Genomic DNA, 12,053 nt, shown 5'->3' on the forward strand with positions numbered 1-12,053 from the left:
TGCCTAGTCACTATGAGATGGCCGGCCCGATCCGGTGTATACGTGGATCGTCCGCGGGATTTGGCCCGCGGCGCCGACAAACGGAGGGACCGGCCATGAATGAGCTTACACACATCGGACTGGACGTGCACAAGGACACGATCGCCGTGGCGGTGTTGCGCGTCGGCACCACCGAGGTCGACGAGCGGGTGATCCCCAACACCCCCTAGGCGGTGCGCAGGCTGCTGCGCCGCTACGAAGACCCGTCGGCGCTCCGCACGTGCTACGAGGCGGGACCGACAGGGTACGACACCCACCGGCTGATCACCTCGCTCGGCATCGAGTGCGACGTGATCGCGCCCTCGCTGATCCCGCGCAGGAGCGGCGCGCGCGTGAAGACCGACCGCATCGACGCCAGGAACCTCGCGAGGCTCCACCGCGCAGGCGAGCTCACGTGCGTCCGCGTCCCCACGAACGCCGAGGAGGCCGTGCGCGACCTCATCCGCGTGCGCGAGGAGGTCAAGTCCGACCGCCGGATCGCCCGGCAGAGGATCCGAAGCTTCCTCATGCGCTACGGCAAGCGCTATCCGAATGGAAGTGACAAGTGGTCGGTCCGCTTCGAGGTCTGGATGCGCGCTCTTCGCTTCGACGAGCCTCCCGCCCAAGAAGCGTTTGAGCAGCTCGTCGCCGCCTACTTCGTGCGTGACGCGCAGCTCTCCGCGATGGGCAGGCGCATCGAGGAGATCGCGCTCACCGAGCCCTTCGCCGGACCCGTCACACGCCTGAACGTCCCTTGAGATGAGCGGCAACGCGAAGCGTTGTCCGCTCGATCTGAGGGTTAGCAGGCGCTCCTATAGCAACTGACGATTGCACCCACGTATCCGTCGTCCTCCTGAAAGACAACGCCCTTCGCCTCGATGTCAGCCCGTTTCATCCCCCACATGCGCTCCACCACGTACGCTGGGGTGTTCGACACGATGAACGAGTGCAGCGAGATGTCGGGGTCGCCGAGCCGCTCCTCAATGCGCTTCACCGATTCGTGGAACCGCACCTTGGGGTCTGATACCGGCACGTTGCGGACTCCCTTGGGATCCACGAACACGACGTGCTGCTGTTCACCGTCGATGAGCCACAGGATGAAGTCGGGGTGGAAGTTGCCAGCTTCGAAGAAGCCGACACCCCGACCTCGGCTCTGGTTGCGCAGCAGGTAGAGATCCTTGCCGTGCAGCACTCCGCCCGAACCCTTGGCTCGATCGGCTGCCACGAACGCGCTCAGATCATCCACGAACCTCCGCTCGCCCTTGTTGAGCGGAGCGGGTGTCACTTCGACCGAACCGCTTCCTTCCGCGAACAGCAGCGGTCGATACAGATGGTCTTCGCACCAGATGGCCTTGAATCCCCGATACTCCCACGGGCGATAGTCACCCCGCTCAATTGCATCCCGCAGACCCTCTATCCGCGCGATCGTCTCGGTCTCCGTCGAATCAATGACGACACGATATCCATCGACGGGCGGGTCCTCACTCACACGTGGGTAGTTGCGGTCATCCTCTCCGAGCGGCTGGTACTCGAGGTGCGGGAGCTCCCACGCATGCTTGTGGAACGTGTAGAAGCGCTCGACATAGCGCTTGAGCAGCACCCCCGCAATCTCCTGCCACAAGCGGACCTTGTCCATCGAATCCAAGGTCATCTGCGCCGACGGGATCTGCAACCGGTACCACGTCGTGTCCGCAAGCAGATTGCGGACTGCGCCGAGCGGCAGGTTCAAGTTGTACCATCCGCGTTCCGCCTTGAAGCGTTCAAGTTCGAAGTGCAGCGCATCCGAGTCCAGCATCGCGACATGCTCGTGTGTGAAGAATGCCTCCTCCGGCTGCCAGCCGTCCTCGTCCGGCGCGGCAACCGACCCCATCGCCTGGATCTTGGGATACCAGTTCACGACCACCTTGTTGTCCTGCAGCCACTCGGTCCCGGGTCGTGCAACCGGGTCTGGCGGGGCAAGCGTAGGCACAGGGCCGAGGCACCGGAAGGCATCGCCGAATCCGGCGACCACGCCACCGATGCGGTCCTTGAGACGGATCGTCGGCAAGTCACGCGATGGCACGGTCCGCACGATGGGGATGATGACTTCGACGCGATCGTCGGCGGGCAGACCTTCTTTCTCCAGGAAATCCCTGAACTGGGCCATGTAGTCGGCCCTTACGCCGAAGATGCCCAACGTTTCGAGTGCCTCGATGTGCACGGGTGGCCGCACCCCGGGCGGCAACATCGCCCGCGAACTCCGCTTCAGGCTCCTGCCGTACCCTTTGAGGCGCACGCCGCGACCGAACAGCTGGATGATCTGCGCGCCCTCGCCTCGGCCCACGTTCATGAGACCCATCGTGCTCACGCGCCAGCTGTTCCAGCCCTCGGTGAACTTCTTTGAGCCGATGAGCATGGTGATGGTCGATTCCGGCTTGTTGATCGAGTGGAACAACGAACCAGCGAAATCGCGGTCGATCGCGTCGAGCCCACGCTCCACGCACAGCTTCGTGAGTTTGGCGTCGTCACCGACGTTGATCACGCCGAACGACTCGTTCTCACCCACCTTCAGGGCGATCTCGCCATCGGCGCCCTTCAGGTTCTCCATGTGCAGCGTGCCGCCTCCGGGCGCGTTGAAGACCAGCCCCAATACCTCGTCAACGGCCTGCTCGGGAGTCACGCCCTCGACATCGAGGTGCTTGAAGCGCCCCGCAAAGAGGTTCTTCCCGCCACGTGTGACAAGGCCGCCCGTGAGTATGCGACGGATCCTTTCAACACTCGCCCGTCGATCACCCAGGTAGCGCACGAGGAACTCGAGGATCTCGACCACATCGGATACCTGGCGACGGCTCTCGCTGCGGACAGCGTTCACGCTGCCGCCCACGAACACCCACAGGGGCTTCTCAAGGTTGAAGGGTCTGAACTCGTCGGCGTGGTGACCGTACAACCGGAGCTGCTGGTAGAACGAGAGCAGGCACGCCGTGAGGTACGAGTCCATCCACTCGCGATCTGCGTCGTCCTCGAGGTTGGCGATGTGATAGTCCTTGCCGAAGCCGTCGCCGTAGAAGTACCTGTACGAGTAGTCCACGAGGATGCTCTTGGCGTACGTGTCGGTTAGCTTCGCCGAACCCTTCACCGCTTGAGAGAAGGTGGCCGAGTACTCGAACGAGAAACCCTGTTCGCACAGCGCGTTACGGAAGCGCATCCATGCGCCTTCCTCGCCGCCCGATGCTCCACGATGCCCCTCATCGATTAGAACGAGGTTGTTGCCCTCGAACGCATCGACCGCGACGGTCTTGTCGCCCATGTCCTCCTTGAGCTTGTGGATGTCGATGATCTCGACGGACTTGCCCGCGAACAGGCTGCGCCCGTCCTTGGTGAACAGCTCGGCTTGGATGCCTGACGTCTCGAACTCCCCCAGGTGCTGTTTGGAAAGGCCCTCGTTGGGTGTGAGGAGGATTACCCGGTTGAGGTCAGAGGCCCGGCCGTGACGTTCCAACCAGTGACGGTACTGGAGGGTGTTCACGTGCATGAGCAGCGTCTTGCCGCTGCCCGTCGCCATCCAGAACGCGATCTTGTTGAGCTGCGGCGCGGCGTCGGCGGTCAGGTCGAAGGGGCCGACCCGGTCGTCGGCCGCCGTGACGCGATCGTTGTGCGACGCCACTTGAGCATCCAGCGCCGCGAGCAGCGCGGCCGGATCGCGGAAGTAGCGGTCGAGGTAGACCTCCGTGAACAGGAGTGCGAGGTACTGGAAGTACTTCCAGGTGATCGCGTCGTCGCCGCGAGCGATGCGCCGCTCGCTGAGACGCTGCGTGTGGCGGACGATGTTCTGGTCGTAGTCGAGCAACACCTCGTCGGGCAACTCCGGGCGCTGCTCAGCCGGGATGCGCAGCGCGAGCTCGTGATGGAAGAGATGGATGTTATCCCCGTCGAGCCCCTCGAGACGCTCGTCGCGCAGGTGCTCGGCCAGCTCCTCGAAGCACGACACGCCGAAGAGCGAGAGCATCCACTCGTTGACGACGAGCTTGCGCTCGAACGGCAGCTGCGGCTGACGCGTGGCGCGCGCCATCACTTACCTCCCATGGAGGCCGGGCGTTCGTCGCTGTGCGTCACTTGTGAGCGACAAATCAGTTTGTGCGTCACTTGCGTAATATAAGTGCCGTACCAACTGGCAGAAGGGGCGGAGGACTTCATCATGATCTCGCGGCCCCCTCCGCCACATCAAGGAGCTCCTCGAAGGCAAAGACGCCCGCACGACTACCTGCCGCCGCTTCGACCTCGCTCACGATATCGGCATTTCTCAGCACCTTGAGCAACCGTCGGGCGGCCGGCTCAGACACTCCCACCCGATTGACGAAGTCGCTCTTGGAGAAGACCGGCAACTGGAAGATGAGATCCAGGACACCAATCACTTGGGGCGACCTGGTGAGTTCAGGCAGCCGCACCTTCATCTCCTCGTAGAGCCGCATAATCGCGCTTGCTCGGGCGAGGTTGTCTTCCGCCTGTACGCGCACGCCCTCGAGGAAGAAGGCGCACCAACCGGTCCAATCGTCGTCGCGGGAGACAGCGAGCAGGCGGTCGTAGTACTCATCACGTCGAGCTTCGAAGTAGGCGCTGATGTAGAAGATGGGGCGATGGATGAGGCCGGCCTGCCACATGAACAGCGGAACAATCATCCTGCCCACGCGGCCATTGCCGTCCAGGAACGGATGCAGCGCCTCGAACTCCGCATGGACAACAGCCAGCTGGACGAGGCGGTCCGGCTGTTCGGCGTGCAGGTACTGCTCCCAGCGCGCCATGGCGTCCTCAAGCCGGTCAGGGTCGACGGGCACGAAACGAGCCGTCTCGATGGTGCAGCCCGGCGCGCCGATCCAGTTCTGGTCCGTGCGGTAGCGCCCGGGTGACTTGTAGGTCCCGCGTACACCTTCGAGCAACACGCGGTGTGCTTCCTTGATGACCCTCCCCGACAGCGGCATCGTCTCAAGCTGCCGCTGCGCCTCTCGCACGGCCGCACGGTAGTTGAGCACCTCCTGGATGTCCTCGCGCCGCGCCTCGTGCGCCGCCTTCCGACCGGCCTCGTACTCCAGAACCTCACCCATCGTGGCCTGCGTGCCCTCGATGCGCGAGGAGAGCACCGCTTCGTTCGTGGTGAGCGGCGAAAGAAGAACGTCCGGGTTGGGCATCGCACGCAGCAGGCCGTCGAAACGCGCCACCGCGGCCGAGGACGGGCCCACCAGCGGTATGAGTCGCTCCCAGTCGATCTGCCGCGGCGGGAAACGCCCTTCGTGGTAGTGGACCGCTCCCATCACACGTCCTCCACGTCGAACATGAGCCGGAAGAACTCCTCCTCAATCAGGCGCACCTTCCAACGATCATCGGCGTCCTTCAGGTTCTCCAAGTTGTTGTCGCCGTTGACGTAGATGAGGTCGAACTCGCTGTCCTTGGCCGAGTAGCCCTGCTTGGTGAACCACTCATCGAGCACGAGGTTGTCCTGCTCGATGCCGTCGGCCTCGTCCCCGCCCGGGCGCGTGCGCCAGATGACGAGCACCTTGCGTCCGTCGGGCGTCTCACCCTCGACCGTGCGGAACCACCAGCGGCCATCGGCTTCCTGCGCGAGGCGCCCATTCAAACGCAGCCGACCCTCATCGTCGCGTTTGAAGGCTGCCGAGAAAGTGTGAGGCGCTGCGATATGGCGCACCGTGAGACCGAGCAGCCAGTTGAACGTCTCGATCAGATCGACGGTCACCTCACGACTCTCATCCGAGCCAGGTCGCTTGACCTTGAGCGCGTAGTAGCGCGGATCCGCGAACTCCGACACGGTCAAGAGCGAAGCGCTCCCACGGCTCTCGACATCAAGCATGTAGCCGAGGAGGTACTGCTCCTTCATGCCCCCCGCCCCCTGCGCCGGCGGCGTGTCGAGCAGCGATTGCTGCGCCTCACCGCGCTGGAGCACGAGGTTGTTGAGCGTCTCCTCGTAGGACTCGAGGCGCAGCACCTTGAAGACACGCGGTGAGCGTGCAGTCTCCTCCGGCGCGGCGAGGCGCTTCGGTCTGCCGTCCTTCCACTCCGGGGCGAACGTGACCTTCTTCAGGCGGGGAAGGAGCACCGTCTCGAAGTGGTCGCCCATCTCGACGAGGATGAACTTGCGAGAACCGCCGTCTTCGCGGTTGAGGTTGATGACGGCGTGGCCGGTCGTGCCGGAGCCGGCAAAGAAGTCCAAAGCGACGTCTCTTCGTAGCGCCACCTGTTCCAGCAGCATGCCCAAGAGACGACTCGGCTTCGGGAATTGCATTTCGAGCGAACCATACAGATTCCGAATCTCCTCCGACCCATGAGCGGTGAAGACACCGCCGACTACGGAGGAGAAGCCCGTGAACTCATCCTTCAATTCCTGCAGGAAGACCTTCTCTCGTGGCCGACCCTCTGGGTTTCCGGGAAAAAGAATCCTCCCTTCGGCAACGAGGGCCTTCATTCGGCTGGGCGAGTACCGCCAACCGGTGTGTGTCGGACAAGGGTGCCTGTGCCCAGTGCCGGGATCGGTAATCTCGTAGTGGAGATTCGGGCGTTGCTCCGCGGTCGCCAACCCCAAGATACTTCGACTCATCCACAGCCCCCGGCTGTCGTTGTCCGGGTTCTTGTATTTCGACAGATCCTTCTCTGCCCCTCGGAATCGCGATCTCTCTGAGCGGCCAAAGGCCAAGACGTATTCGTGGTCGTTCGACACGCCCGTCACTGCGCGACTATCAAGAAACTGCCGACTCTTCCAGACGAGCTGCGAAATCAGCGCGGTGCTTCCCGGAAGCTCCTCCACCACGAGCCGGAGCCGGTGCGCTTCGGTGTCGTCGACAGACACAAACACAACTCCGTCATCTGTCAGAGTGGGCACGGAAGCTGAGATCCGATCCGCGAGAAGAGAAACCCAGCTCGAGTGCTGATACCGATCCTTGTAGGCGAAGCCATCATTGCCCGTGTTGTACGGCGGGTCGATGTAGATGCACTTGACCTGCTCGCGGTATCTCGCCTGCATCAGAGAGAGCGCCTGGAAGTTCTCGCTGTGGAACAGTGTCCCGTCGGTGACACTGTCGAGATCCCCAAGCGCATCGAGCAACCGTGCGACGAACTCCTCGTTGAAGTGGCGCGTGTCGATCATGAGCGTGGGGTAGGCTGCAACGAACTCCGGGCTCAGCGGCTCCGAGTACGCCGGTCGCTCGAGGTTCGCCTCCAGGTTGTCGAGGCCATGGAGCTGCACCCACTCGGCACGCTGTGCGTCGTTCCCTGCAGCCTCGGCGATAAGCTCATCTCGCACCGCGGCATCCTGAATCCCGAGAATCGTCGCGATCGAGACGCACCAGCTCGTCTCAGTCACGAACTTCTTCTTGAGCCAGAGCTTCTTCTGGAAGTCCTCGAGCTGGGCCAGGAACTCGATGATCTTGAGCGCGATACGGCGGATGACCTTAATCTTGGACAGGTACTGCTCGACGCGCGGGGCGCTCTCCTCGTCGACGTCGTCGAGACGCATGACCTCGCTCTTGAGGTAGAAGTCGAGCTCGCGACGCAGGAAGCCGCCAAGGTCCTTGTGGATGAAGTAGTCGAAGGTGTTGCGCGCCGCATAGCGATCCAGGTGCGCGCGCAGCCGTGAGTAGTCGGCCAGCGAGCCGTCCGCCTTCGTGTGCCTCTCACCAAGCGCAGATAGCCAACGCGCAAGCGCCGGATCATCGGTCGCGAGCACACGCTCCACTGCTGCACCGAGCAGGTCCTTCTGCGCCGGCGGCTTGTCCTTGCCGTCTCGGACTGCATCCGGCCAGTCGGCCACGGTCGCTGGGCGGTACTCGAAGCGGACGACGAGTTCGGCTGCGCCGGACTCACCCGGTTCCTCGGCCATGATGTCATCTGCAGCCAGCACGAAGACGCGCTTCTTGCCCTGGGTCTCCTTGACGTTGCCGTGCTCGCCCTCCGCCGCATCGACCAGCCTGAAGTGGACACGCATCGAGTCCGCAGCGTCGTCAGGACGCAGGCGGAACGCATAGTCGCGCAGATACTCGGCGGTCTTGATGTAGTACTGGTCGTGGTTGGCCCAGTGGAGCTTGACCTCTTCGCCCTCGTACGGGATCGCATAGACACCCTCTTTGTAGCGGCGCAGCGAGATGAAGTCGCCCTCCTGGTAGTACCGCGAGAAGAAGCGGTACAGGTGATCGTACACGTCGGCCTCGAGCGCGCCGATGTCCACGGCCTCGTTCTCCAAGCGCGACCGCAGCTCTTGAACCTTGGGCAGAGTGTCAGGATTCGCGCCCAGCGCCGTCGCCTGCGTGAGTGCCTCGTCGAGCTCAGCCTGAAGCGCTGCTTTGTCGGCCGGCTGGTAGGCGGCAAGCGCATCCTTAGCCTGCGGCAAGAGGTCGTTCTCGAGAAACGCCGTGATCTCGCTGCTGCGGGCGTGCAGGATGCGATAGATGCCGAAGTCGAGCTCCGGCTGGTCGAGCTGGAAGAGCTCGCGCAGCTTGGCGATCAAGCGGTCGTAGCGGGCACTCATTCAGGCGGCTCCTTCGATTCCGGGCCTAGACTACGGTCCATTCTATGATGAACAAGGGCTCTGACACGGTTCGCTGCGAAAGTCGGGACTCCAGTTCATCGATGAGCGCATCGCGCCTCTCCATGATCTCGTCCTCGACTCGGAAGATGTCCTGGCGCTGCCGGCGCTGCTTGCGCTCGAGCTGCTGGAGCCGCTGCTGGATGTCGTGTTGCGCCTGCAGCGACTCGGCCTGACGCGCATCCCGGCGCAACGCCTTGATCTGTTCCTTGGTGTCTTTGAGCGCTTTCTCGGTGGCCACCACCATATCGTCGGCCCACTGCTCCAAGCGCTCCCGAGCCTCGTTGAAGTGACGGCTGTTGGCCTCGAGCGACCGGCTGATCGTGGCATCGGCATGTCGGCGAGACTCGGCTTCGAGCATGGCGCGCGTCCGCTGCGGGGTCGGGCCTGCCTCGAGCACACGACCGCCCACGGCGAAGAGCTTCTGCGCGGTCTCCGCGTCGAGGGTCTCGCCAGCATCTGTCACCGCGGTGAACAGCAGATGCTCCTCGAGCTCATAGCTGTCGATGGAGAGTCGCTGCAGCGTCAGGTAGCCACGACGGCCTCGCAACGCCTCAACGGAGCTGATACGGGCCGGATGACCGGTCACGTCGAACTCAATGCACGCCTGCGGGGTGGGAAGATCCTTAGCCCGCTCGATGACGTGCTCCCCCAGGGGGTGAGAGAGCCGGTACAAGTACGCGTCGTGCGCTTGATCCTCGTGCGCCTCACCTGAGGGCTCATTCTTGGAGATCAGGTGATACCGCCCGAGTCGAGCGTCGTCGTAGGGGCGCTTCAGTAGGTCGAACGTGAGCGAGCCGTCCGAGAACCGCGCGTACGACTCAAGCATGAAGCGCGTGAGCGACCAGAAGCGCCTCCCCACGCGGTCGAGCTGGGCCTGCGTATCCGCCAGCCTCAGCCGAAGTCGCTCGTGAACATCCTCGTCGAAGTGCTCCAGCAGTAGCTTGCGCGTGTCATCCAATCGTCCGCGAATCTGCTCGTCAAGCTCAGACTGGAGCCGCGCGAACGCTGCGTCGATCTCCTCGGCGGTTCTACACTGCTCGTAGATCTCGAGTATCCGATGCTCGAAGTCGACACCCGACTCAATAGCCCCAAGCACGTCATCTGACGCCCCAAACACTCCACTGAAGAGGCGGAACTTGTCCGACAGTAGCTGCAGAACGCGACGATCGACGTCGTTGCGCTCATTCAGGAAGTTGACTACGACGACATCGTGCTTCTGCCCGTAACGGTGACAGCGGCCGATGCGCTGCTCGATACGCTGCGGGTTCCACGGCAGGTCGTAGTTCACCACCAGCGAGCAGAACTGCATGTTGATTCCTTCAGCGCCTGCCTCGGTCGCGATCATCACGTCCGCATGGTCTCGGAAGTGCTCGATCAGCGCCGTGCGGACGTCGACGTCTCGGGAGCCGGTCACTCGCCCGGAGTCCGCATTCTGCGCCAGCCAGGACTGGTAGATGCGCGCGGTGTCCGGACCGCTGTTCGTGCCGTTGAAGACGACGACGCGGCCGTCATACCCGTGCGATGCTACGAACGCCGCCAGGTAGTCCTGTGTCCGACGTGACTCGGTGAACACGAGTGCCTTGCGCTGCGCGCCCAGCTCGCCTAGCTTCGCGAAACCGCTCGACAGCGCGGTGAGAAGCGCGCGGGCCTTCGTGTCCTCGGTGATGCTGCGCGCCCACCCGGCCAGCCGGTCGAGCTCCACAATCTCCTCGGCAAGACGCACGCGGTCGATCTGCTCGGCCTGCTCGCCGTCGGGCGACTCATCGAGATCGCCGACCTCTTCGCCGAAGAACTCCTCGAGCAACTCCTCCTCGACCTCCTCGCCGGCGATCAGCATCTCAGCCAGTTCGGCGCCGGTGGTCGTGCTGCGGTTGTCGCGCATGGCTTCCAGCCGCAGCCGCAACGTGTCCAACGTGGCGGCGATGGCCACCGGAGATGAGGCGAGCAGTTTGCGCACGATGAGTGCCGTGAGGTGGCGTTGCCGCTCCGGCAGCGCGTAGCTGTCCGGCCGCTCGAGGAAATCCGTCACCGCCTCGTATAGCGCCTGCTCGTGATCGGTAGGACTGAAGGGCACGGTGATGGGCAGGCGATCGGTGTAGCGGATGTACTCGATGACCTGATTCCTCAGGGTCCGCTTCACGAAGCTCGATAGCCGTCGGCGCAGGCCGGCAAGATCGCCGCCGGCGTTCGTGTAAAGGGAGCGAAACGAGTCGACATCACCGAAGAGTCGCTCGTCAATGAGCGTCGAGAGCCCATACAGTTCCAGCAGCGAGTTCTGCAGCGGCGTCGCGGTAAGCAGGAGCGTCCGTCGGCCGGCGGTCGCTTGGCGAATCGCCCGCCCTGTGCGATTGCTGGGCCGGTAGGCGTTACGCAGCTTGTGCGCCTCGTCGATCACCACAAGGTCCCAGTCGACGGCATGGATGCGGTCCTCCAGGCGCGCCGCGTACGGCATGGAAATGATGGTCACGCCGTGTTGGGACAGCGGATCTCGCCCCTGCGCGACGGCCTGCCTCAGCGATTTCGCGTCCAAGATGAACGCGGGGAGGTTGAACTTCTCCTCGAGCTCGAGCGCCCACTGCTTCCGTAGCGACGCCGGGCAGATGACCAGCAGGCGGCGCCGGCGTTCGGCCCAGAACTGGCACAGGACGATGCCGGCTTCGATGGTCTTGCCCAGACCGACCTCATCAGCCAGCAGGGCGCCGTTGGACAGCGGGGATTCCAAGGCGAACAGCGCTGCTTCGATCTGATGTGGATTGAGGTCGACCGAAGCGTCGAACAACGCGGACGAAAGCCGGTCGAGACCCTCGGGAGCGCGCCTCGTGAGGTCGAAGGCGTAGTACTTCGCGTGATATGGAGTGATCCGGGTCTTCAGCACGTGCCTCTCACACTCGACTCCGGTCTGCGGTGCCGCGCGCGGCTTTCTGAACTGCATATGAACGCGTCCTGCTAGTCACTATGAGATGGCCGGCCCGATCCGTGTATACGTGGATCGTCCGCGAGGAACGGGCCCGCGGCGCCGACAGACGGAAGGACCGGCCACGAATGAGCTTACACACATCGGACTCGACGTGCACAAGAACACGATCGCCGTGGCGGTGCTGCCTCCTGGGCCGCGCAGTGCCGCCTGAACGCCACGTACCGCAGGGTGGCGGCGAGGAAGGGTGCGCACACGGCCGTGGTCGCCACCGCGCGCGAGCTCTCCGGCTTCGTCTGGGGGCTCATGACGGGCAACCTCGGGCCAGCGAGGTAGGCCACGACATGCATGCGGGCGGGCGCCATATTCCGGAGAGATCCTCGATCACGTTATGCGACTCCAGTAAGCGCGCGTCTAGTACTCCAAACCGTAAGTTCGCTCACGTAACCGTCCCTCCTCACGCCGCGGCCCGCACCGCCGTATCCGATAGCTTCGCCATGAGTTCGGCGAGGTCGTCGCGGGTGAACTTCCAGTCGAACGGTGCGGCGATCCCCT

The 12,053-nt window shown here is 63.6% G+C and carries 5 protein-coding genes; 1 reads left to right on the top strand and 4 read right to left on the bottom strand.

Features of this window, described 5'->3' with window-relative positions:
• Window positions 1-212: 212 nt before the first annotated feature.
• The gene (locus tag Q8K99_00300; protein MDP2180995.1) at window positions 213-776 is read left to right on the top strand and encodes a transposase; all 564 of its coding nucleotides are present in this window, start codon (window positions 213-215) and stop codon (window positions 774-776) included.
• A 41-nt stretch (window positions 777-817) separates the two neighbouring features.
• Here Q8K99_00300 and Q8K99_00305 read toward each other — a convergent pair whose 3' ends face one another.
• The 4 genes from Q8K99_00305 to Q8K99_00320 form a co-directional block, all read right to left on the bottom strand.
• The gene (locus tag Q8K99_00305; GenBank protein ID MDP2180996.1) at window positions 818-4,066 is read right to left on the bottom strand and encodes a DEAD/DEAH box helicase family protein; all 3,249 of its coding nucleotides are present in this window, start codon (window positions 4,064-4,066) and stop codon (window positions 818-820) included.
• A 124-nt stretch (window positions 4,067-4,190) separates the two neighbouring features.
• Window positions 4,191-5,303 (bottom strand): Fic/DOC family N-terminal domain-containing protein, encoded by a 1,113-nt coding sequence (locus tag Q8K99_00310; protein ID MDP2180997.1) that lies wholly within the window; start codon window positions 5,301-5,303, stop codon window positions 4,191-4,193.
• The gene (locus tag Q8K99_00315; protein MDP2180998.1) at window positions 5,303-8,524 is read right to left on the bottom strand and encodes a site-specific DNA-methyltransferase; all 3,222 of its coding nucleotides are present in this window, start codon (window positions 8,522-8,524) and stop codon (window positions 5,303-5,305) included. The genes Q8K99_00310 and Q8K99_00315 overlap by 1 nt, the downstream gene beginning before the upstream one ends.
• A 25-nt stretch (window positions 8,525-8,549) precedes the next feature.
• The gene (locus tag Q8K99_00320) at window positions 8,550-11,516 is read right to left on the bottom strand and encodes an SNF2-related protein (protein ID MDP2180999.1); all 2,967 of its coding nucleotides are present in this window, start codon (window positions 11,514-11,516) and stop codon (window positions 8,550-8,552) included.
• Window positions 11,517-12,053: the final 537 nt, after the last annotated feature.

It is taken from the genome of Actinomycetota bacterium, from assembly GCA_030682655.1.
Classification (GTDB): Bacteria; Actinomycetota; Coriobacteriia; order Anaerosomatales; family JAUXNU01; genus JAUXNU01.